Below are 20,338 nucleotides of genomic sequence, written 5' to 3'. Positions count from 1 at the left end.
ATGAGTCGCGAAAACGCTCCGCCCAAAGGTCTAGAACACGACGTTTTACAACGCCGGCTGGATTTTGACGGTCAGGGCCCCGACACCCCCGAAGAGATTGCCGCCGACGATGCCCTGGTCCTGGATCTCGATGGCTTCGAAGGCCCGTTGCACGTCCTGCTGGCCCTGGCGCGCTCGCAAAAGGTTGACCTGCTCAAGATTTCGATCACCAAGCTGGCCGAGCAGTATCTCGCCTTCATCCAGGAAGCCCGCCGCCTGCGCTTTTCGCTGGCTGCCGACTATCTCGTCATGGCGTCATGGCTGGCCTATCTCAAATCGCGTCTTCTCCTGCCCAAGACCGAGCGCAAGGCGACCAACGAACCGGCGCCGGAAGAGCTGGCCCAGGCCCTGGCTTTCCGGCTGAAAAAGCTCGAAGCCATGCGCAAGGCGGTCGAGGCCCTGACCTCGCGGCCGCAGCTGAAGCGCGACGTCTTTGGCCGCGGCGATCCGGAAGCGCGCCTCATCATTCCGTCGTCGCGCATCGAGGCCAATGTCTTCGACCTGATGAGCGCCTATGTCACCCAGCGCCGCCGCGAAATCGAGCGTCATTACGACCCGACCCGCCGTATCGAGGCCTATTCGCTGGAAGATGCCCGCGATCACCTGCGCGGTAAACTGCCTGGCCTGACCAACTGGACCGCCCTTGACGATGTGGCGCCGCATCCGCGCACGGCCACCGGTCCGCGCCGCGTTTCCTATATGGCCTCGACTCTGTCGGCCTCGCTAGAACTGGCCAAGGAAGGCCACCTGCAACTCCAGCAACTGGCGACCTTCGAGACGCTCTATATGCGGAAACGCCAAGCCATCATGGGAGGCACAACTTGACTCCGGAAAACATAGAGCGCGCCGTCGAAGCCTTGCTGTTCGCCGCCGACGGCCCGTTGTCGGCCGCCGAATTGGCCTATCGCTTGCCGGAAGGCAGCGATGTCGGTCGGGCACTGGCTGGCCTGAAAGCCCGCTATGCCGGCCGTGGCGTCACCCTCGAAGTCATCAACGACCGCTGGCAGTTCCGCACCCATGGCGATCTCGGCTATCTGATGGTGGAGGAGCGTGAAGAGCCGCGGCGGCTATCGAAAGCCGCGTTAGAGACCCTGGCCATCATCGCCTACCACCAGCCGGTCACGCGCGCTGAAATCGAAGCCGTGCGCGGGGTCGKCCTGTCGCGCGGAACGTTGGATGTCCTGCACGAGATGAACCTGATCAAGCTGAGGGGGCGGCGTCGCACGCCCGGCCGGCCCGTCACCTATGGCACGACGGACGCCTTCCTCGAGCAGTTTTCCCTACCCAGCCTAGCCGATTTACCTGGCGCCGCCGAAATGCGCGCCGCCGGCCTGCTCGATATCAATGTACCGGCGGATTTCATGGTGCCGGACCCATCCTCCGGCCAGACCCTGGAGGACGCCGCCTCACTGGACGATCTCGAAGAGGTGGAATTCGCGCAAGATTTCTTCAAAGAATAGGATGCCATTGGCCAGGCATTAGAATTCATAGCCGAAGATTTCCTTGTTCGCTGCGGTGACGCGCTAAAATTATCTTTCAAGTAAGGCTGATCTGCGCTTATAAGGGCACAAATTGCCCCAATCGGGGCTGATATTGTTAAGGTCCGTCACCATGTGAATGTGAGACGGTCCGTATAGGAGATGAGTTATGGGTATCAGTATCTGGCATGTCGTGATCGTGGCTGTCGTCGCCTTGTTGTTGTTCGGTGGCCGCGGTCAAATTTCCAACCTGATGGGCGACGCCGCCAAAGGTATCAAGGCGTTCAAGGACGGCCTGAAGGACGACGCGGAAGACGACAAGAAGGCCAAGAAGGTCGAAGACGAGCCTAAAGCTTAATCGTAACGTTCTGAACTAAAGAGAAAGCTTTTCACATGGTGCCCGGTGTCGGGGGCGGTGAGCTCGTCGTCATTGCTATCGTAGCCCTCGTTGTCGTCGGCCCCAAGGACCTGCCCAAGTTGCTGCGCGAACTCGGCAAGTTCGTCGGCAAGATGCGCCGCATGGCCGACGAATTCCGTCAATCTTTCGACGATATGGCGCGACAGAGCGAGCTCGACGACCTGCGCAAGGAGGTCGAGGCTCTGCGTACCGGCAAGTCCGTGCCGATCATCGGCGATGTCAACGACCAGATGCGCGCCATCGAAACCGATATCAAGACCAATATGCGTTCCGTGCCGTTCACGCCGGCGCCCGAAATCGACCCGCAACTGGCCGATCCTCAACTGGACGGCTTGCCGCCCAAGTGGGGCGAAGGCGTTGCCCCGCCGGCCATCCTGCCGGAAGAACCCGAAATCGTCATCAAGAAGCCGCGCGCCCGCAAGTCCGCGCCGATCATTGATGTGGCGCCGGAACCGACCCCGGAGCCCGTGTCGGAGTCTGGGCCAGAGCCCTTGGTCGAACCCACCGTCAAGCCACGCAAACGCGCCGCCAGCAAGAAGACCGTATCGTGACGAAGACGCCGCAGATCATCGAAGACAAGTCGAAGCGCAATCTCGTCAGCCCGGTCGTCGACCCGTACGCCGCGGATGAGGCCGAGATCGAGGCGTCGCGCGCGCCTCTGATGGACCACTTGCTGGAATTGCGTCAGCGCATCATTACCATGACCATCGCCTTCGTTATCGGCGTCATCATCTGCTACATCTTCGCCAAGCCCATCTACGAACTTCTTGTCCATCCTTTCCAGGTCGCCAACGCGCTTTATGCCGAGCAGAAGCAGACGGGGGGCAAGGGCGGCGCCTTCGACCTGGTGTGGGTCCTCATGGGCATCAAGAAGCTGGCCGCCGGCGCCAACGCCAATCTGATCTCGACCGGCGCGCTTGAAATCTTCTTCACCAAGCTGCGCCTCGCCATGTTTGGCGGCATTATCGTCAGCTTTCCGGTCCTGGCCTGGCAGCTATACCGCTTTGTCGCTCCCGGATTGTACCGCCGCGAACGCATGGCCTTTTTGCCCTTCCTGATCGCCGCGCCGATCCTGTTCGTTGCCGGCATGGCGCTCGTCTATTTCATCATGCTGCCGATGGTGTTGTGGTTCTCGCTGAACCAGCAGATCATGGGTGAAAGCGGCGTTACCGTCCAGTTCATGCCGAAAGTGTCGGAATATCTCGAACTGGTCGAAACCCTGATGATCGGCTTCGGCCTGTGTTTCCAACTCCCCATTATCATTACGCTCCTCGGTCTGGCCGGAATTGTCACCTCCAAGATGCTGGCCTCGCTGCGCCGTTACGCCATTCTCGGTATCGTCGTCGTCGCCGCCATCGTCACGCCGCCGGATCCCATCTCCCAGTGTTTGTTGGCCATACCGATCGTTCTGCTTTACGAAATCTCGATCCTGTGCGTGAAAGTGATCGAACTCAGACGCAAGGGTGCTTAGCACCCTTGACCCGTAACTGACGCTCGGCAAGGCCGGTGCCACGATGTTGAATAGCATGCACGCTGCCATTTGATGTTGTCGAGTCAGCGCAAAACCGTATAAGACCTGCATCCACGGAAGGGGCCAAGCCCCGGCTTCAAGACCAGGCGACGACCATGCACGATATCAAAGCCCTACGCGAAAATCCTGAGACCTTCGTCAAAGGCTGGTCGTCGCGCAACCGCGAAACCGCCCAGGCTGATGTCGATAGGCTGCTCGCCCTCGATACCGAGCTGCGCGCCGCCCAAACCGCCTTCCAGACCGCCCAAAGCCGCCGCAACGATGCCTCCAAGCAGATCGGCCAGGCCAAGGCGCAAAAAGACGAGGGCAAGGCCGCTGCCTTGATGGCCGAGGTCGAGGCCCTGAAGGCGACCTTGGAAAGCGAAGACGGGAAGCAACGCGATCTCGGCGAAAAGCTGAAGGCCGAACTGTCGAGCCTGCCCAACCTGCCGTTCGAAGACGTACCGCAAGGCGCCGACGAACACGGCAATCTCGAGATCCGCAAACACGGCGCGCCGAATATCCTGACCTTCACCCCCAAGGATCATGCCGATTTGGGTGAAGCCCTGAAACTGATGGATTTCGAAGCCGCCGCCCGCATGTCCGGCGCCCGCTTCGTCGTCCTCAAGGGCCAACTGGCGCGTCTGGAACGCGCCATCGGCCAGTTCATGCTCGACGTCCAAACAGGTGAGCACGGCTATTTGGAAGTCAATCCGCCAGTATTAGTCCGGGAGCACGCATTATTTGGTACGGGCCAGTTGCCAAAGTTTGAGGAAGACCTCTTCTTCGCCACCTCTCTTTATAAGCCCGATCGAGACGATCTAAAGAACGGTGAATTTGGTAGTGGTTTATATATCCGAAAAGGACCTGGTGTTGAGGTATATTTAGATCCCGAAAATGAGATACACCTTCGAGTAGATCCGAGGGGCTCCAAGATTGTCAGCCCGCCGCATTACCTCATCCCAACTGCCGAGGTCTCCCTGACCAATCTGGTGCGCGAAGCCATAACGGCCGAAGAAGAACTGCCCCTGCGCCTGACGGCCCTGACCAACTGTTTTCGTGCCGAAGCGGGTTCAGCCGGCCGCGATACCAAGGGCATGATCCGCCAGCACCAGTTCCAGAAGGTCGAACTCGTCTCCATCACCACGCCGGAACAATCGGCCGAGGAACACGAGCGCATGACCAATTGCGCCGAAGCCATCCTGAAGAAGCTCGACTTGTCGTTCCGCACCATGTTGCTGTGCACCGGCGACATGGGATTCGGCGCGCGCAAAACCTACGATCTCGAGGTCTGGCTGCCGTCGCAGAACACCTATCGCGAAATTTCGTCCTGCTCGAATTGCGGCGACTTCCAGGCCCGCCGCATGGATGCCCGCACCCGCAAGGCCGGCGAAAAGGGCACGCGTTTCGTCCATACGCTCAACGGTTCTGGCCTGGCGGTCGGGCGCACCCTGGTTGCCATTATGGAAAACTACCAGGACGAAAACGGCAAGATCGCCATCCCTTCGGTGCTGCAATCCTATATGGGCGGCCTGACCCACATCGGCTAAAATCCTTATGGAGTACGGCTTTGGTCGTGCCGCCGGCGTCATTCGGAGTAGTCCTGGCCATTTAGCGGAAAAACCGACACTCCGAATGATTTTTCGGTGGTATTTAAATACCTTTGATCGATGGCTGCAACCCGTGTCGATTGACCATTTCGGAATGCCTTCATAGGGCCGCCAACGGCCGGCCCTGGTCCATTCGGAGTGCGGGTTTTCAGCAATAAGGCACCGGGCTACTCCGAATCGGGCCATCACCGGAAAAGTTACACCGCAACGCACGCGCCGCCCTTGCGCCGTCAATTCAAATCGACGTAGAGAGACAGGATGCGTATCCTTCTTACCAATGATGACGGCGTCGACGCTTTCGGCCTGCGGGTCCTCTACGACATCGCCAGCGCGCTCAGCGACGATGTCTGGGTGTGCGCGCCGACCTTCGAACAATCGGGCAAGGGCAGGGGGATTACCCTGCACGATCCCCTGAGAGCCAAACGTCTCGGTAACAAGCGCTTCTGCGTCTCCGGCACCCCGACCGACTGCGTGCAGATCGCCGTCAACGACCTGATGGACAGCCCACCGGACCTGGTATTGTCCGGCGTCAATCGCGGCTTCAACCTGGCCCAGGATGTGACGCTGTCCGGTACGGTCGCCGGCGCCCTGCAGGGTATGACACTGGGCATCCCTTCGATCGCTTTGTCGCAATGCCTCGATTTCGACATCGATATCGAAGCGCAATGGCAATCGGCCCAGGTCTATGGCGCGCCGGTGATCAGCAATCTGCTGACGCACGGCTGGCCCGACGGCGTGGTCATGAATATCAACTTCCCGGACTGTTCGGCCGATGAGGTCGCCGGTGTCGAGGTCACCAAGCAAGGCCTGCGCGACCTGCACGAAATGCACGCCGTCAAACGGGTCGACCCGCGCGGCCGCGACTATTACTGGATCGATTTCCACGACTATGCCCAGACCCTTGTCGACGGCTCGGACTTGAAGGCCGTGGCGGAAAAACGCATCTCGGTGACGCCTTTGTGCCTCGACCTGACACACTACGAGACCATGCATCGCCTGAAACAGACCCTGGGGGGCGTTGCGCCCAAAAAGGTGGTGGCCGAATGAGCGAAGAGACCCGTATCGAGCGCCTGTTGCGCGGCCTGAAGGCCCAGGGCATCGACGACAAAAAAGTGCTGCACGCCATGGAATACACGCCGCGCGACCTGTTTGTGCCAGAGCTGTTCCTCGACCGCAGCTGGGAAGATTCGGCCATCCCGATCAATTGCGGCCAGACGATTTCCCAGCCCTATATCGTCGCCCTGATGACCCAGGCCCTGAAGATCGAAGGCCGCCATCGCGTGCTGGAGATCGGCACCGGCAGCGGGTATCAAACGGCCATCCTCGGCCGGCTGGCGCGCTATGTCTATACGATCGAACGCTATCGTTCGCTGATGGTCGAGGCGGAGATCCGCCATAAACGGTTGATGCTGGAAAATATCATCTATCGCTTCGGCGACGGCTGGGAAGGCTGGCCGGAGCAGGCGCCGTTCGACCGTATCCTGGTGACGGCGGCCCTGCCTGACGAACCGACCCTTCTGCTGGCGCAACTGAAACCCAAGGGGGTCATGGTCGGACCGCAAGGCAAGGGATCGACCCAACGCCTGCTGCGCTACACCAAGACGGCGGATGGCGGTTATCACACCGAGGATCTCGGGGAAGTACGCTTCGTGCCGCTTATCGAAGGCGTGGCGAAAGAGGCTTAAAGCCCGAAGCCGTAGGCCTTGAAATAGCGCTGGCTTTGATCGAGCGCTACGAACACCAGACCGACAATGGTCAGTACGATCACGACCGGTTGAAATGCCGGTGCGATATCGGTCAGAACCGGGGTGAGGTACGGCATGAGCGCGAACAGGACAGCGGTCACACAGACAAAGCTAAGTGCAACCCACGCCAGGCCTTCGATCAGGCGGCGTTGCTCGGCGCGTTTCATGACCTCGGTCACGAAGCTCAAATCCTGCGCCGGCACGGCGGCGACCGGGTCGGCCATCAACAGGGCTTTTAATGGATCATCACTCATGACTTTACACCTAACAGGGCGTTGAGCTTATCGCGGCCCTTCTGAATATGCGACTTAATCGTGCCCAAAGGAAGGCTTAATATCACCGCGGCCTCGCTGTGGCTGTAATCGGCGGCGACGCACAGGCTGAGCGCCGCGCGTTGGTCAAGCGGCAAGGTTTGCAAGGCGGCCTGGACCGTCAGCCTGGTGTCGGCGGTCGACATCAAGTGTTGATCCTGCAATCCGTACCATTCGGTATCCCGTCCCGCCGAGCGGGCAAAACGGCGCCGGTCATTGAGCGCCTTGCGGTAGGCAATGCCGCAGACAAAGGTGCGGAAAGACACCCCGTCGCGCAATTTGTGAAGTTGGCTCCAAGCTGTGACGAAGGCTTCCTGGGCCAGGTCGTCGGCATCGTCCGGAACGGCGCACAGGCGGCGCAGGAAAGCCCGCACCGCCTGTTGATTGTCAGCCACCAGCCGTGAAAAGGCTTCGTCGGAACCCGCCTTGGCGCGAAGTATCAGCGGGTCTTCCAAAGCCTAGTTCTTTCCCTGCATCATGCTGATGATACCGCCGACCAGCATGGCGAACGAGGCGATACCAAAGGCTACGGCCAGGCCGAGGAAGATGGTGTTGGCTTCGCCGAAATGACCGTAATAACCGGCAAAGCCGAAGCCGCTCGAAAGACAGGCGAAGACGACGAACTGGGCCCAGGGGCCGCGCCTGTAACCGCGATAGCGGCCGCGCCGGTATTCGTCCCGATCGTCGCGATCATCCCGATCATCGCCCCTCATGGCGTCGAGCAGGGCCGGCGGCACATCCTTGCCCTGGTCGGCATAGGATTTGATCAGCTTCAGCGTATCGCTCTTGTGACGGTAATGGCTGAACATGCCGAAAACACTCGAGATCATCCAAAAGAAAGGGAAGATCAGCCACCAATAGGAGCTGAACAGGTGCGCGAAAGTATCATTGTCCATGACCGCTATTCCTTACAGGTTGAGGTCGGCGGGCGGGGTTTGCCCACGGTCGAGATAGCTTTTGAGGATTTGCAATTTTTGCCGGCGGTATTCGTTGCGCATGACCATGCGGACGATGGATGTCACCATCCACATGATCGGGAAGATCAGCCACCAGTAGTGCCAGATTTCGTGGGTATCCATTGTCAAGTCTCCATCGGGCGGCGGTTAGGAGAGGGATGCGGCCCGTTTTCAAGACTGAATGTTCGCCGCTGCGGCGATTGGATGCGGACACGATAAATTTTTTTGATCTTATCCACCTTTTGCCTGAATTTTGCACCCGAGTCGGCCGATTGGTAACGATTGGTTATCCATAAGTTCGCATAAAGTACCCTTTGTTAAAGCCTTGTTTACGCTGATCCGATGTCCAGGGAGCCCGACATGACCACGCCAGACCTCCGTACCGAGCCGCGTAAACGACTTGGCGGCGCTGCTAAGATCGCCATGGCCGGTTTGTGCGGTGTAGTTTTTGTCGCCTTGCAAGGCTGCGCCACGACGTCGATGCCGCAACCGAAATATCCCATCTACATGCAGGACAAGCCGGCGGAAGCCGTCGAGACCGTTGGCCAGGCAGGGGACGACGTTGCGCCGCCGGCGCCAGTCAATACGTCGCCCTCGGTCACGCCGATGGCCTCGAACGGCGGCATCACTACGACCGATCTGGCACCGCCACCGCCGCCGCCACCGCCCGAAGACGACACCGTGTCGACACCCGTACCCGTTGCCGCGACGGTGAAGCCACAACCGACAGCCGCAGCGCCTGTCAAGGACACCCGCGCCGCCTATGTTTATGTGCTGCAAGCCCACGACACCTTGTATGGCGTGTCGCGCCGTTTCGGTGTGCCGGTGCGTGACCTCTATGATATCAACGGCTTGAGTGAGACGGCTTCGTTGCGCATTGGCCAGAAGATCCTGCTGCCGGCCTCGGCCGTCGACAAGGGCGTCGAAGAGCACGCCAATGGCGCCGGTATGGTCAAACTGGCCGCAGCCCTGACCGCTGTCTCAACAACGCCCGCCAAACCGGCGACGGTGACGCCGGCCAAACCGACTGTGACGACAACGGTCACCACGACCGTCAAAACACCGGCCAAGCCAGCCGTGACGACGCCTGCTCCGATAGCGACCAAGCCTACGGTCACGCCGCCTCCGGCCGCCAAGCCGGTGGCGACTCCGGTTGTTACCCCGCCGGTTGCCGGCTTCCCGACCAATGCCCAGATCGCGCAAATGGGCCGGGGGATGTTCGTATGGCCAGTCAAGGGCCGCATCCTCGTGCCGTTCGGTCAGTTGGCGCCCAATGTCCGCAATGACGGTATCAACATTCAGGCGTCCTCCGGCACCGAGATCCGCGCTGCCTCGGATGGCATTGTCGTTTATGAGGGCGACCAGGTGAAGGAACTGGGCAATACCGTCTATATCAAGCATCCGAACGGTTGGTACACCGGCTATTCGCACATGGCGTCCATGAGCGTGAAGAACAATGAAAAGGTTTCACGGGGACAGGTTATCGGCACGGTCGGCCAGACCGGCGTGATCGACCAGCCGCAACTGCATTTCGAGATCCGCTACACGCCTTCGACCGATATTGCCCGGCCGATCGACCCCAATCTGGTCTTGCAGTAAAACGCTATAACAGATGCTCTTAAAGGTCCTTGGCGAATGCTGGGGGCCTTTTTATTTCAAGGCGTTGAAGAGGTAAGGTGGCAAAATTCTCCGAAGCGTCTTCGCTTCGGCAAGGGCGACCGCCCGCCGCCGCTGAGGCGGCGAGCCTAGCGGCGCTTGAGCTACAAGAATCTTCATTGACCTTTTTTATGTTGTGCCTATGTATGGCGAACAAAATTTTGACCATGATGTAAATCATGGCGAATTCCCTACGACCTCAGGAGACCTACGTGTTCGCAACCCCCGCCTTTGCTCAAGCCGCCGGCGCCGCCACAGGCAACCCCACCGATGGGTTGCTCCAGATGCTGCCGATGCTGATCGGCTTTATCGCCATCATGTATTTCTTCATGATCCGTCCGCAGCAGCAGCGCGCCAAGCAGCACAAGGCGATGCTGGCCAATATGAAGCGTAACGACACAGTCGTGCTGTCGTCGGGCCTCATTGGCAAGATCACCCGCGTMGAAGACGCCGAAGTGATGATCGAAATCGCCACCGGCGTGAATGTTCGCGTCGTCAAGACCATGATTAACGAAGTGCGTGTCAAGGGCGAACCGGCCCCGGCCAACGATTCCAAAGCGGCTTAAGGGCTTATAGCCCAGGCCGCTTTTTTCATTTTTACTGCATAACCGAGCACCACGACCATGATGAACTTATCCCGCTGGAAGGTAGGGCTGGTGATTATCGCCGCTCTCCTGGGCATTATCTTCTCGCTGCCCAACTTCCTGCCCGCCGATTTCAAGAGCCAGATCCAGGGTTTTGCCCCGAGCAAGGGCTTGAACCTCGGCCTTGACCTGCAAGGCGGTTCCTACCTGTTGGTGGAAGTGGATACGGAATCTTTGTTGAAGGAAAAGACATCCAATCTGACGGAGTCCGTGCGTCAGGAGTTGAACCAGGACAGCATCCTGTTTTCGGCTCTTAGCGGTAATGCCGGCACGGTATCGGTGCGCATAAACGACCCATCGGCGCTATCCGCCGCTCAGACTGCCCTTAACAAGCTGTCGGTAGGGTTGGTGAACAGCCCCGGCGTCCAGGACGTGACTGTGGCGCGTGGCCCGGATCAGACCCTCGTTCTGAAGCTTTCGGAACAAGGCATCAAGGAGTCGATGGCGCGGGCGGTCGATACGTCGATTGAAATTATCCGCAAGCGCATCGACACCAGCGGCACCAAGGAACCATCGATCACCCGCCAGGGCGCCAACCGTATCGTCATCGAGGCGCCGGGCGAAAGCGACCCGGAGCAGTTGAAACGCCTGATTGGCCGGACCGCCAAATTGACTTTCCAGATGGTGGATTCCACGGTTTCGCCCTCCGATCTGGCCGCTGGCCGAATTCCACCAGGCGCTGAAGCGCTACCTTATCAGGAACGCCCGGGCAGCCTTCTGGTCGTGCGCAAGCAGATACTGGTCTCCGGCAACAACCTGACCAAGGCCAATGTCGGCGTCGACCAGAACCAGCGCCCGGCGATCGATTTCAGCTTCGACGGCGACGGCGCCAAGAGGTTCGCCAAAGCCACTGGCGAAAATATCGGCAAGCAATTTGCGATCATCCTGGATGGCCAGGTCGTATCTGCGCCACGTATCGACGGTCCCATTCCCGGCGGCCACGGTCAGATTACCGGCAGCTTTACGGCCCAGGCCGCTTCTGAACTGGTAACCGTGTTGAACGCCGGCGCTTTGCCGGCCAACTTGAAGTTCGAACAACAACGTACCGTGACGGCCGACCTGGGCGCCGACGCCGTGGCCAAGGGCGAAATGGCGACCCTGATCGCCTTCTGCGCCGTCGTCGTCTTCATGTTGCTGGCCTACGGCTCCCTCTTCGGCGGTATTTCCGTTGTCGCTTTGATCGTCAACCTTGTCCTGCTGATCGGTGGCATGAGCCTGATGCAATCGACCCTGACCCTGCCGGGTATCGCCGGCTTGATCCTGACCCTGGCCATGGCCGTCGACGCCAATGTTCTGATCTACGAACGGATGCGCGACGAAGTCCATTCCGGACGGTCGCTGATCGCTTCTCTGGACGCCGGGTTTAACAAGGCCATCGAAACCATTCTCGATGCCAATATCACCACCCTGGTCGCCGCGCTGATCATGTACATGTTCGGTGCCGGTCCGGTCAAAGGCTTCGCCGTTACCCTGGCGCTAGGCACCCTGACCTCTGTCTTCTCGGCCGTCATGGTCACTCAGGTCCTGGTTTCGTTCTGGTACAAGATCCGCCGTCCCAAGGTGCTGCCGATTTCCGATATGTCGGCGCCGAAGTCGTGGCCGCTGATCAAGGTTCTGCCGAAGAACACCAAGATCAAGTTCGTGGCGTTTGCGCGCTATGCCGCTATTTTGTCGGTCATCGCCGTTTGTACGTCGTTGTTCATGGCCTCGACCGCGATCGACAGCACCGGTATCCATCCGTTGCGTGCCCCGTGCGGCGGGTTGAATTGCGGCGTCGATTTCAAGGGCGGTACATCGCTTGAAATCAATACGGCGCCCACCCAGATCGATTTGGCCAAGCTGCGCGCCACGCTCAACGATCAGGGGCTGAAGGACGTTCAGGTCCAGGGCGTTGGTAACGGCACGGACGCCATTATGCGTTTCGCATCGCCAGCGATCGACCCGGTCGGAAAGGTCGAAACCGTCAAGGCGACCTTGAAGACGGTATTCACCAACGCGACCTTCTCCAATACCGAAGTCGTTGGGGCGAAAGTATCGGGTGAACTGTTCACCGGCGGCATCCTGGCCCTGTTTATCGCCATCGGCCTGATGATGATCTATGTCTGGTTCCGCTTCGAATGGCAGTTCGGTCTGGGGGCCGTCTTCGCCCTGTTCCACGACGTCATCCTGGTGATCGGCCTGTTCGCCATCTTCCGCGACTACCTCGATTTCGATTTGAGGGCGGTCGCGGCCATCCTGACCATTGTCGGCTATTCGATGAACGATACGGTCGTCGTCTTCGACCGGTTGCGTGAAAACCTGCGCAAGTACAAGAAGATGCCTTTGGCTGAGCTGATCAATCTGTCGATCAACGAGACCCTGTCGCGGACCATCATTACCGGCTTTACCGCCGTCATGGCGCTGTCGGGCCTGGCGATCCTGGGCGGTCCGGCCCTGTTCAGTTTCTCCGTCGCCATGATCTTCGGCATCATCATCGGTACCTATAGCTCGATCTATGTCGCGTCGCCGGTCATCCTGCTGTGGGGCGTCAACCGCAACTCAGCCGACGCCGAAATCGTCGATATGGGGGGATTCAAGGGGACCAAGAAGCAAAAGACGCTTCCCTGACCAAAAACCTTGGCGCCGGGCGTGTTTTGCATCCGGCGCCGATGTGGCCTAAGGTGCGACTCAGGACTTAAAACACGCAGGGGTGCGCTATGGCTGGTTTCTTTGGGAATTTGCGTAACGTCGTGATCGTCAGCTTGCTGCTGGCCGTCGTGATGATTGTCGGTTTCGGACTGCATGGGCCGGATGGCTTCCATGCCGCGTTCGGTATCGGGGTGTTGCGTTGGGCACACGTGGCCTGTGGCATCATGTGGATCGGGCTGCTCTACTATTTCAATTTCGTCCAGATCCGTGTCATGCCGAATGTGCCGGCGGAACAGAAGCCGGCCGTCACCAAACATATCGCACCGGAAGCGCTGTTCTGGTTCCGCTGGGCGGCGCTGGCGACCGTCGTTCTCGGTCTGTTTTTGGCCTATCATCGCGGTAGCGACTACTTCATGGAAGCCCTGAGCCTGGGCCTGGTGGGCGGTTATTCGTCGGCCGATGTCGGCTTTACCCTGATCGGCACCGGCATGTGGCTTGGCATCATCATGATGTTCAATGTCTGGGGCTTTATCTGGCCGGCCCAGAAGATTGCGCTCGGCATCAAGGACGGCACACCGGAAGAAAAGGCTGCCGCCGCCAAGAAGGCCATGATCTTCAGCCGCGTCAATGTCATGCTGTCCCTGCCGATGCTGGTGGCGATGACCATGTATCAAACCGTGTTTGGCTAAGGCTTTTATGACGTCCTCAGAACTACTGCCCAAAAACGAGGACGTCCTCCTAAGCTGCGCCTTTATCCCCGACGCGGACAAACGCGCCGGGGTTTTGGCCTTATATGCCTTCCTCGAAACCTTGCGCGATATCCCTGAACGGGTCAGCGATCCGCTGATGGGAGAGATACGTCTGCGTTGGTGGTACGAGGCCATCGAAGAGATCGAAGCCGGACGCACGCCGCGTTATCATCCGCTGACCGAAGCCCTGCAAACACTGATCGAGACTCGTGGTCTTGATCCAAAAGCGTTTTACGATCTGATCGAAGGTCAGATGCCCTTGCTCGACAAGGGGCCGATGACGATCAAAAACGCCTTAAGCGTCGTCGACCGCGGTGAGGGGATTGTGGCGCGATTGGCGGCCGAGATACTGGCAACGGACGGCGATCTGACGGATGTTGTTCGGTTTTATGGCCTGGCGCGGATCAAGGCGCAACGCGGCCTGAGCGACGCCGGCGAGGCCGAGTTGACCCATCTGTTACGTGAAGCCCGAAAAGCCGTCAAACTCCTGCCGATGCAGCTGATGCCTCTGGCCTTGCCAGCAAGCCTGGCTCAGGCCCTGTGGCGCAACAGACCGCTCGGTCCGTTAGCCAAGCGCAGCAAACTCTTCTGGTCGTTTATGACCGGAAGAATTTCTTAGCGCTCAAGCGCCGCGAGGCTCGCCGCTTTGGCGGCGGCGGGCGGTCGCCCTTGCCATGAAGACACAAGGTCTTCATGGAGTTACTTTTTCTTTTTACCGAACGGATTATAGCCACTGATCCAGGTGCCAGGGCCCTTCTTTTCGATGACCGGGGGTGGTACGGCGATCTTGATCAACGGTTCCGGATAGGCGCGCCAGCCCGACGCGATCAACTCGTTGAAGCCCTTGCAGCCCGGCATGATGCGGATGACACCGCTCTTCGGCTTGGGGAAGGGGGCCGGTTGTTTGACGTCCTGGCGTGTCGGATCGACGAACGACCAGTCGCCTGACAGGCCATAGCCAGCCTGGCCGCCGATATGGACGGCGGTGTAGGCTGTGCGCGCCTGTAAGTCCTGGACGCCGAACTTGACCATGGCGCGGTAGAAGATGGCGTCGGCGATGTCGCGTTTGCCGGGCTCGCCGATGGTATAGAGCCAGTCATGGACAATGGCGGCGCGCGCGGTCGGCCCTTGCGGGTCGACCATGCCCTGACCGTACCACGGGACGCTGGCGAAGTCGGTGACATACCATTTCGGTACAACGATGACCCAACCGGTCGCCGCGTCGCAATAGGGGAATTCGGCATCGAGGGTGAACAGCTTGCGGCCCTGCTTGGTCTGGTTGAACAGCATGATCGGCAAAGGCGTCAACGAGCTCGGCTTGATCGTTGGCGGCATGTCGACGGGGACGAAAACCTTTTGGGTTTCGGTGACGCAGCCGGTGAGGGCCAGCAGGGCAATCAGAGCAAGGGACTTCAGACGCAAAGTGGGTAACCTGGATAAGGAGTTTGGCTGATTACACAGAGATTTGGGCCTTATTTAGCCAGGCCTCCAAATCGTGCAAGGCGCGGATCGACATCAATCGCTTCTTGGCGCGGCCGCGTTCCTTCAACGGAATCTTCTGGCCGTTTTCATCGGCCTTAGGTGCATCCATCGGCGGCAGCAGGCCATAATTGATATTCATCGGCTGGAAGGCGCCGCCTTCGAGATGGCCGATGGTGATATGGTCGATCAAGGCGCCGAGCGCCGTGGTTGCCGGCGGGGCTTCTAGCTCGCGGCCCTGGGCCTGGGCGGCGGCGAAACGCCCGGCGAGCATGCCGATCGCGGCGCTTTCGACATAGCCTTCGACGCCGGTGATCTGGCCGGCGAAACGCGCAACCGGAAAGGATTTCAGGCGCAATTGCCGGTCGAGGATCTTGGGCGACTGGATGAAGGTGTTGCGATGCAGGCCGCCGAGGCGGGCGAATTGGGCGTTTTCCAAACCCGGGATCATGCGGAAGACATCGGCCTGAGCGCCATGCTTCAGCTTCGTTTGAAAGCCGACCATATTGAACAGGGTGCCGAGCGCATTGTCCTGACGGAGTTGGATAATGGCGTGCGCCTTGACGGTCGGATTGTGCGGGTTGGTCAGGCCGACCGGCTTCATCGGACCGTAACGCAGGGTCTCGCGGCCGCGCTCGGCCATGACCTCGATCGGCAGGCAGCCGTCAAAATAGGGTACGTGTTCCCAATCCTTGAACTCGGCTTTGGGGCCGTTCAGCAGGGCGTCGATAAAGGCCTCGTATTGCGCCTTGTCCATCGGGCAGTTGATATAGGCCGCGGCGTCGCCGCCCGGGCCTTCCTTGTCGTAGCGCGACTGCTTCCAGGCCTTCGACATGTCGATGCTTTCGGCATGGATAATCGGCGCGATGGCGTCGAAGAAGCTGAGCTGGCCTTCGCCGGAGACATCGAGGACGAACTGCGACAGGGATTCCGAGGTCAGGGGGCCGGTGGCGACGACGACATTGTCCCAGTCCTTGTCGGCCAGGGTGGTGACCTCTTCGCGGACGATCGTCATCAAGGGATGATTGGTCAGGGTGTCGGTTACGGCCTGGCTGAAGCCGTCGCGATCGACGGCGAGGGCGCCGCCGGCGGGCACCTGGTGCTTGTCGGCACAGGCGAGGATGATCGACCCGGAACGGCGCATTTCTTCGTGCAGGAGGCCGACGGCATTGAATTGCCAGTCGTCCGAGCGGAACGAGTTCGAGCATACCAGCTCGGCCAGGCCGTCGGTATGGTGGGCATTGGTCGGCTTGACACCGCGCATTTCGTGCAGGACGACCGGAATGCCGGCTTGAACCAGTTGCCAGCAAGCCTCGGAGCCGGCCAGACCGCCGCCGATAACATGTACCGGTTTTTGTATTTGTGTTGTCATGGTGTGGCTCTATAGCAAGTGCAGCATGAAAATGTGAAGGGCTTTGCGAAATAAGCTTTTAAAGGGAATGAATTTGAGTCTCAAATCGCCGTGGGCTGAAATGCCGCACGGCTAGTGTGGATTTACGTGTTAGGCTGCGGCCGGATGCAATGAGCGGGGTGCTATGAGTACGAAGTCGGCTTTTTCGGTAACGAAGGCCCTGGCGGCGGCAGCGGCGTTTGTGCCGCGGGCCATCGGCGGTGCCTGGCTGGCGCTCATTCTGATCCTGGTGGTGACCCTGGGCGGTCATCATCTCGCCATGCATTTCCATCCTCACAGACCGATCGGTCTGGTCGTGCTGATTGCCATTTATATCGTCAAGCTGATCGCGCTAGGCGCCCTGTACCGGCTGGCCTTGTTCGGATCCAAGGCGCGCGACGAGGGCCTGGGTTTCGGCGGTATCCAGGTCGGTGTGGCGGAACTGCGCCTGTTCGTCGCCAATATCGTGGTCGCCGCCTTCTTCCTGGTCATCGTCATCGCCGCCTTTATCGTCTTCGCCGTCGCCTTTGAGACTTCGGGACTGGCGGCAGGTTATGCCAATAGCCGAGAAGCCGTGGTGGCCATGGTATGCCGTCATCAAAGCGTCGCCGATTGGGTCGTCATCGCTTCAATCGTCGCCGCCGTATGGCTGTTCGTCTTTGTCGCGCTGAAAGTCACCCTGGTCCACGCCGCCACGGTCGCCGAACACCGTATCGTCACGTTGAACGCGCTGGGCCTCAGTTCCGGCCAGGTCGGCAAGCTGTTTATCGGCGTGGTGGTTCTGCTGCTACCTTTTGCAGCGGTTGGGTTTGTTATCCTGCACCTGTTCGGACCCCAGGTCGGTCAGTCCCATCTCCTGCCGCTAGTCTGGGGCACACATCAGGTCCGCCTTGGCATTCATCTCGTGATGCTGTTGTTGAATGTCATGTTGCTCCTGCCCTTGCTGGTCGGCTTTTTCTCTTCCGCCTATAGGCAAATCACAGCGAACAGGGCAAGATAGGCCGATATATGGCAGGGAAAGCTCATGGATCAGAATATCGATTTCGCCTTCGAAGGCTTTCGCGTCATTCGACAGAAACCGATCCTGGTCCTGTTCTGGGGCTTGGTTAGCCTGGCGCTCAGCGGCCTCATGCAATGGGTGATGGTCGCCATGATGGGGCCGACGCTCGATCAAATGATGACGGCGAGCCCGGGCACCGCCACCACGACGGCGGAGGCGACGGCGCAACTGGGGCTGATGGGCAAGCTCCTTCCGGGTTACGGCCTGATGATAGTTGGAAGCCTGCTCTATTATGCCGTCATGAATTGCGCTGTGTATCGCGCGGTCTTCGACAGCAAGGACAGCGGACTTGGTTATCTTCGCGTCGGCGGCGACGAATTGCGCCAGATCATCGTGATGCTACTGTTCTTTATTCTCTTTGCCGTCTTCTATATTGTGGCGATCATCGCGGCTTCGATCGTGGGCGGGATATTGGCTGCGGTTGTAACCGGTGGTGCCGGAAGCTCGCCAGCCGCCGTTGCCATTGTGGTGCTTCTGGTGATGGTGTTGGTTTTGTGTCCGCTGATCTGGTTCGGCGTGCGCATGTCGTTCTATACGGTCCATAGCTTCACCACCAAGAAGATCGACCTGTTTGGTTCCTGGCAGTTCACCAAAAACCGCTTCTGGATCCTGTTTGCCGGTTATCTTGTGACCTTTGTCATGTGCTGCCTGGTCATGGCCCTGTTCTGGGCGATCTTCGCTGGCGTCACGGCCGTGCTGGGCATGGACGGGCTTGGTCTGTTCGGCAAGATGATGGGCATGGGCGGCAAGCCGTCCTACGCCGCCATGTACAGCAATCCATTGATGATCGGTTACACCCTGAGCTCTGCCTTCTTCCTGTCGCCGCTGTTGATCGCGCTCATGGCCGGTGCGCCGGCTTCGGCCTATCGTGGCTTTACCGGCCGGAGCTTGCAGGCCAAAGCCGAAAACGTCTTCTGAACGGATGTCGGACGCTCAAAGCACAGCCTTGCCGCTTAATTTCTGCCTCGAGGGTTTTCGCCTGATCCGGCAAAACCCGCGCCTGATTGCATTTTGGGGGACGGTGACCCTGTTCGGCAATGGTGTCGCCATCCTGTTGGCGGTCGCCCTGGCTGGGCCATCCTTGCAAAGCCTGGGCAAGTCGATCGCCGATGCTCAGATGCAGCCCGAATTGCTGGCCATGCTTCTGCAATCGGCAATGCCTGGGATTGGGGTCTTCCTGGTTATCTCAGCCGTGACGGCCGGCGTGATTGCCGCCGCCGTCTGCCGCGCCGTTATGGGGGAGGACGATGCGCACCTCGGTTTCCTGCATTTCGGGGTGAGCGAAGTCCGGTTGGCCATGGTCAATCTCCTCATGACCGCCTTCAGTATCGTTATTATCTTTGCCTGTTTTGTCATTGCCAGCATACCGGCGGCCCTGTTCAGGGCGGTGCCCGGGGCCACGGCGGCCTTTGCCGCCTTGGCGGTCATGGCGGCTGCCGGTCTTGTTTTCTGGCTACGGGTCCGCCTGTCGCTCAATGTGGCGCAGAGCTTTGCGACGGGGCGGCTGGATGTCTTCGGCAGTTTCAGCCTGACGCGGGGCCATTTTCGCCAATTGGCTTTTGGTATCGTCACCGCTTTTGTTTTGGCGATCGTGGTCGAAATCCTGTGTGCCCAGGTGACGGAGGCCATATTGACCTTGCTGTTCGGCGATATCACCCCACCGGATCTGGCCAATCTGACGGCGTTTCTGACGCCGGCCAATACGCTGAACCTGATCCTGACGCACTTCATCGTATCGCCGCTGATCTCAGCCATCCTCTATGGCGCGCCGGTGGCGGCCTATAGCCGGCTGACCGGCAAGACCGACCAGCTTCAGATCGATGGGATTTTTTAGCTGCCCGACAGGTGGATGAAGTCGCGCCCCTGGACCTGCTGGAGCGGGCGGGCATTGGGTCCGATCAGGCGCTCGAAGGCATCGGCCTGTTCGGCGCTAATGCTCATCGGGGCCGAATAGACCATCCAGGTGACGCCTTCGGTGCATGGCGGCGTGGTGAGAGAACCTGAATAGACGTAAAAGTCCTCGATGCCCGGCTGCAGATCCTGGGCGTTGATCAGCAGGTCGGACAGGGGCAGGGGCTGGCCGGGATCGGACGGCAAGTAGGTCCAGAGCGATCCCAGCATGGGATCGGCGACGCCGACGTCGTACATGACCGAGGTGACCAGCTTGTTGCCCTTGGCGTCCTCATGGAAGAACTGGGCTTCGAGCGTCGAGCGGTGGCCGTTGATGCTGTTTTCGCTCGGGCTGTGGAACTCGATATATTTCAAGGCGTAAGGACTGCCGTCGACCTCGATATCGCCGCCGTCCTGGGGCACGACGCGAACGGTTTTGCCGGTATTCTGGATGGTCGCCATGACGGAATTGTAGTTGAGCACGACCTTGCCGTGCTGGGGTTTGGGGTTGCCCGGTATGTCGACTGGCGACTGGCGCTGGCCGGTGCCGCAAACGCCTGCGTCTCCGCCAAGCTGCGCCCAATGTTCGGGGCCAGTGGCGCCATCATAGGTCCATTTGCTGACCGGTGGGCCAGACGGCGTATCGGCCTCATGGTGCGCCTGCTTTTTCGGCGAGCAGGCAACCAGGGCCAACAGGCTCATGGCGACGGCAAAGGGGAGGCGACTCAGGCTTTTCATGCCGTTACCATGGCGAAAAATGGTTAACGGAGATTAA

23 protein-coding genes are annotated in these 20,338 nt (G+C 59.6%); 16 read left to right on the top strand and 7 right to left on the bottom strand.

Features of this window, described 5'->3' with window-relative positions:
• From AC1DX3_RS03105 to AC1DX3_RS03070, 8 genes are all read left to right on the top strand, one after another.
• Entirely contained in the window at nt 1-864 is an 864-nt protein-coding gene (locus AC1DX3_RS03105; RefSeq protein WP_476987765.1) for a segregation and condensation protein A, read from the top strand.
• Entirely contained in the window at nt 861-1,499 is a 639-nt protein-coding gene (gene scpB, locus AC1DX3_RS03100; RefSeq protein ID WP_476987764.1) for an SMC-Scp complex subunit ScpB, read from the top strand. Before AC1DX3_RS03105 ends, scpB begins: the two co-directional genes overlap by 4 nt.
• 187 nt (nt 1,500-1,686) lie before the next feature.
• Nucleotides 1,687-1,875 (top strand): twin-arginine translocase TatA/TatE family subunit, encoded by a 189-nt coding sequence (tatA, locus tag AC1DX3_RS03095; RefSeq protein WP_476987763.1) that lies wholly within the window; start codon nt 1,687-1,689, stop codon nt 1,873-1,875.
• Nucleotides 1,876-1,910: 35 nt separating this feature from the next.
• Nucleotides 1,911-2,486, top strand: a complete 576-nt coding sequence (gene tatB / locus AC1DX3_RS03090) for a Sec-independent protein translocase protein TatB (protein WP_476987762.1) — start codon at nt 1,911-1,913, stop codon at nt 2,484-2,486.
• A gap of 110 nt (nt 2,487-2,596) precedes the next feature.
• Entirely contained in the window at nt 2,597-3,406 is an 810-nt protein-coding gene (gene tatC, locus AC1DX3_RS03085) for a twin-arginine translocase subunit TatC (protein ID WP_476988027.1), read from the top strand.
• 155 nt (nt 3,407-3,561) lie between these two features.
• Nucleotides 3,562-4,995, top strand: a complete 1,434-nt coding sequence (gene serS, locus AC1DX3_RS03080; RefSeq protein ID WP_476987761.1) for a serine--tRNA ligase — start codon at nt 3,562-3,564, stop codon at nt 4,993-4,995.
• A 318-nt stretch (nt 4,996-5,313) separates the two neighbouring features.
• On the top strand, nt 5,314-6,102 hold the full coding sequence (surE, locus tag AC1DX3_RS03075) for a 5'/3'-nucleotidase SurE (protein ID WP_476987760.1): 789 nt from the start codon (nt 5,314-5,316) through the stop codon (nt 6,100-6,102).
• Complete coding sequence (locus AC1DX3_RS03070; protein WP_476987759.1) at nt 6,099-6,740, top strand: protein-L-isoaspartate(D-aspartate) O-methyltransferase; 642 nt, start codon at nt 6,099-6,101, stop codon at nt 6,738-6,740. The genes surE and AC1DX3_RS03070 overlap by 4 nt, the downstream gene beginning before the upstream one ends.
• Here AC1DX3_RS03070 and AC1DX3_RS03065 read toward each other — a convergent pair.
• From AC1DX3_RS03065 to AC1DX3_RS03050, 4 genes are read right to left on the bottom strand one after another with little or no spacing between them, the layout of a single operon-like run.
• The gene (locus AC1DX3_RS03065; RefSeq protein ID WP_476987758.1) at nt 6,737-7,054 is read right to left on the bottom strand and encodes a hypothetical protein; all 318 of its coding nucleotides are present in this window, start codon (nt 7,052-7,054) and stop codon (nt 6,737-6,739) included. The two genes, AC1DX3_RS03070 and AC1DX3_RS03065, sit on opposite strands and share 4 nt — an antisense overlap.
• Nucleotides 7,051-7,566, bottom strand: a complete 516-nt coding sequence (locus AC1DX3_RS03060; protein WP_476987757.1) for an RNA polymerase sigma factor — start codon at nt 7,564-7,566, stop codon at nt 7,051-7,053. Before AC1DX3_RS03060 ends, AC1DX3_RS03065 begins: the two co-directional genes overlap by 4 nt.
• Nucleotides 7,567-7,569: 3 nt before the next feature.
• The gene (locus AC1DX3_RS03055; RefSeq protein ID WP_476987756.1) at nt 7,570-8,007 is read right to left on the bottom strand and encodes a hypothetical protein; all 438 of its coding nucleotides are present in this window, start codon (nt 8,005-8,007) and stop codon (nt 7,570-7,572) included.
• Nucleotides 8,008-8,019: 12 nt separating this feature from the next.
• On the bottom strand, nt 8,020-8,190 hold the full coding sequence (locus AC1DX3_RS03050) for a hypothetical protein (protein ID WP_476987755.1): 171 nt from the start codon (nt 8,188-8,190) through the stop codon (nt 8,020-8,022).
• Nucleotides 8,191-8,427: 237 nt separating this feature from the next.
• Here AC1DX3_RS03050 and AC1DX3_RS03045 point away from each other — a divergent pair, with 237 nt between their 5' ends.
• From AC1DX3_RS03045 to AC1DX3_RS03025, 5 genes are all read left to right on the top strand, one after another.
• A complete protein-coding gene (locus AC1DX3_RS03045) occupies nt 8,428-9,666 on the top strand; it encodes a peptidoglycan DD-metalloendopeptidase family protein (RefSeq protein WP_476987754.1) in 1,239 nt (412 codons plus the stop codon).
• Nucleotides 9,667-9,935: 269 nt separating this feature from the next.
• A complete protein-coding gene (gene yajC / locus AC1DX3_RS03040) occupies nt 9,936-10,289 on the top strand; it encodes a preprotein translocase subunit YajC (protein ID WP_476987753.1) in 354 nt (117 codons plus the stop codon).
• Nucleotides 10,290-10,346: 57 nt separating this feature from the next.
• Complete coding sequence (secD, locus tag AC1DX3_RS03035; protein ID WP_476987752.1) at nt 10,347-12,974, top strand: protein translocase subunit SecD; 2,628 nt, start codon at nt 10,347-10,349, stop codon at nt 12,972-12,974.
• A gap of 89 nt (nt 12,975-13,063) precedes the next feature.
• The gene (locus AC1DX3_RS03030; protein WP_476987751.1) at nt 13,064-13,684 is read left to right on the top strand and encodes a hypothetical protein; all 621 of its coding nucleotides are present in this window, start codon (nt 13,064-13,066) and stop codon (nt 13,682-13,684) included.
• 7 nt (nt 13,685-13,691) lie between these two features.
• Nucleotides 13,692-14,363, top strand: a complete 672-nt coding sequence (locus AC1DX3_RS03025) for a squalene/phytoene synthase family protein (RefSeq protein WP_476987750.1) — start codon at nt 13,692-13,694, stop codon at nt 14,361-14,363.
• Nucleotides 14,364-14,443: 80 nt separating this feature from the next.
• Here the strand turns inward: AC1DX3_RS03025 and AC1DX3_RS03020 are convergent, their stop codons facing one another.
• Both AC1DX3_RS03020 and trmFO read right to left on the bottom strand, forming a co-directional pair.
• Nucleotides 14,444-15,166 (bottom strand): DUF1353 domain-containing protein, encoded by a 723-nt coding sequence (locus tag AC1DX3_RS03020; protein ID WP_476987749.1) that lies wholly within the window; start codon nt 15,164-15,166, stop codon nt 14,444-14,446.
• A gap of 31 nt (nt 15,167-15,197) precedes the next feature.
• A complete protein-coding gene (gene trmFO, locus AC1DX3_RS03015; protein WP_476987748.1) occupies nt 15,198-16,595 on the bottom strand; it encodes a methylenetetrahydrofolate--tRNA-(uracil(54)-C(5))-methyltransferase (FADH(2)-oxidizing) TrmFO in 1,398 nt (465 codons plus the stop codon).
• Nucleotides 16,596-16,758: 163 nt separating this feature from the next.
• On the opposite strand from trmFO, the gene AC1DX3_RS03010 reads away from it, so the two are divergent.
• Genes AC1DX3_RS03010 through AC1DX3_RS03000 form a run of 3 tightly spaced genes read left to right on the top strand, consistent with a single transcriptional unit; the run spans nt 16,759 to nt 19,507 of the window.
• The gene (locus AC1DX3_RS03010) at nt 16,759-17,613 is read left to right on the top strand and encodes a hypothetical protein (protein WP_476987747.1); all 855 of its coding nucleotides are present in this window, start codon (nt 16,759-16,761) and stop codon (nt 17,611-17,613) included.
• A 24-nt stretch (nt 17,614-17,637) separates the two neighbouring features.
• Complete coding sequence (locus AC1DX3_RS03005; RefSeq protein WP_476987746.1) at nt 17,638-18,591, top strand: hypothetical protein; 954 nt, start codon at nt 17,638-17,640, stop codon at nt 18,589-18,591.
• Nucleotides 18,592-18,595: 4 nt separating this feature from the next.
• Nucleotides 18,596-19,507 carry a hypothetical protein gene (locus tag AC1DX3_RS03000; protein ID WP_476987745.1) on the top strand — a complete coding sequence of 304 codons (912 nt, stop codon included), beginning with the start codon at nt 18,596-18,598 and terminating at the stop codon, nt 19,505-19,507.
• Here AC1DX3_RS03000 and AC1DX3_RS02995 read toward each other — a convergent pair.
• On the bottom strand, nt 19,504-20,301 hold the full coding sequence (locus AC1DX3_RS02995) for a carbonic anhydrase (protein WP_476987744.1): 798 nt from the start codon (nt 20,299-20,301) through the stop codon (nt 19,504-19,506). The genes AC1DX3_RS03000 and AC1DX3_RS02995 overlap by 4 nt on opposite strands.
• Nucleotides 20,302-20,338 lie beyond the last annotated feature (37 nt).

It is taken from the genome of Asticcacaulis sp. P2_B1 (genome assembly GCF_056404915.1).
This window is presented reverse-complemented; position numbering and strand designations above follow the sequence as displayed.

Excerpts from the sequence above, each read along its gene's own strand:
- AC1DX3_RS03105 (WP_476987765.1), top strand. The coding sequence starts at position 1 with ATGAGTCGCGAAAACGCTCCGCCCAAAGGTCTAGAACACGACGTTTTA.
- tatA (WP_476987763.1), top strand. The coding sequence starts at position 1,687 with ATGGGTATCAGTATCTGGCATGTCGTGATCGTGGCTGTCGTCGCCTTG.
- tatB (WP_476987762.1), top strand. The coding sequence starts at position 1,911 with ATGGTGCCCGGTGTCGGGGGCGGTGAGCTCGTCGTCATTGCTATCGTA.
- tatC (WP_476988027.1), top strand. The coding sequence starts at position 2,597 with ATGGACCACTTGCTGGAATTGCGTCAGCGCATCATTACCATGACCATC.
- serS (WP_476987761.1), top strand. The coding sequence starts at position 3,562 with ATGCACGATATCAAAGCCCTACGCGAAAATCCTGAGACCTTCGTCAAA.
- surE (WP_476987760.1), top strand. The coding sequence starts at position 5,314 with ATGCGTATCCTTCTTACCAATGATGACGGCGTCGACGCTTTCGGCCTG.
- AC1DX3_RS03070 (WP_476987759.1), top strand. The coding sequence starts at position 6,099 with ATGAGCGAAGAGACCCGTATCGAGCGCCTGTTGCGCGGCCTGAAGGCC.
- AC1DX3_RS03065 (WP_476987758.1), bottom strand. The coding sequence starts at position 7,054 with ATGAGTGATGATCCATTAAAAGCCCTGTTGATGGCCGACCCGGTCGCC.
- AC1DX3_RS03055 (WP_476987756.1), bottom strand. The coding sequence starts at position 8,007 with ATGGACAATGATACTTTCGCGCACCTGTTCAGCTCCTATTGGTGGCTG.
- AC1DX3_RS03050 (WP_476987755.1), bottom strand. The coding sequence starts at position 8,190 with ATGGATACCCACGAAATCTGGCACTACTGGTGGCTGATCTTCCCGATC.
- AC1DX3_RS03045 (WP_476987754.1), top strand. The coding sequence starts at position 8,428 with ATGACCACGCCAGACCTCCGTACCGAGCCGCGTAAACGACTTGGCGGC.
- secD (WP_476987752.1), top strand. The coding sequence starts at position 10,347 with ATGATGAACTTATCCCGCTGGAAGGTAGGGCTGGTGATTATCGCCGCT.
- AC1DX3_RS03030 (WP_476987751.1), top strand. The coding sequence starts at position 13,064 with ATGGCTGGTTTCTTTGGGAATTTGCGTAACGTCGTGATCGTCAGCTTG.
- AC1DX3_RS03025 (WP_476987750.1), top strand. The coding sequence starts at position 13,692 with ATGACGTCCTCAGAACTACTGCCCAAAAACGAGGACGTCCTCCTAAGC.
- trmFO (WP_476987748.1), bottom strand. The coding sequence starts at position 16,595 with ATGACAACACAAATACAAAAACCGGTACATGTTATCGGCGGCGGTCTG.
- AC1DX3_RS03010 (WP_476987747.1), top strand. The coding sequence starts at position 16,759 with ATGAGTACGAAGTCGGCTTTTTCGGTAACGAAGGCCCTGGCGGCGGCA.
- AC1DX3_RS03005 (WP_476987746.1), top strand. The coding sequence starts at position 17,638 with ATGGATCAGAATATCGATTTCGCCTTCGAAGGCTTTCGCGTCATTCGA.
- AC1DX3_RS03000 (WP_476987745.1), top strand. The coding sequence starts at position 18,596 with ATGTCGGACGCTCAAAGCACAGCCTTGCCGCTTAATTTCTGCCTCGAG.
- AC1DX3_RS02995 (WP_476987744.1), bottom strand. The coding sequence starts at position 20,301 with ATGAAAAGCCTGAGTCGCCTCCCCTTTGCCGTCGCCATGAGCCTGTTG.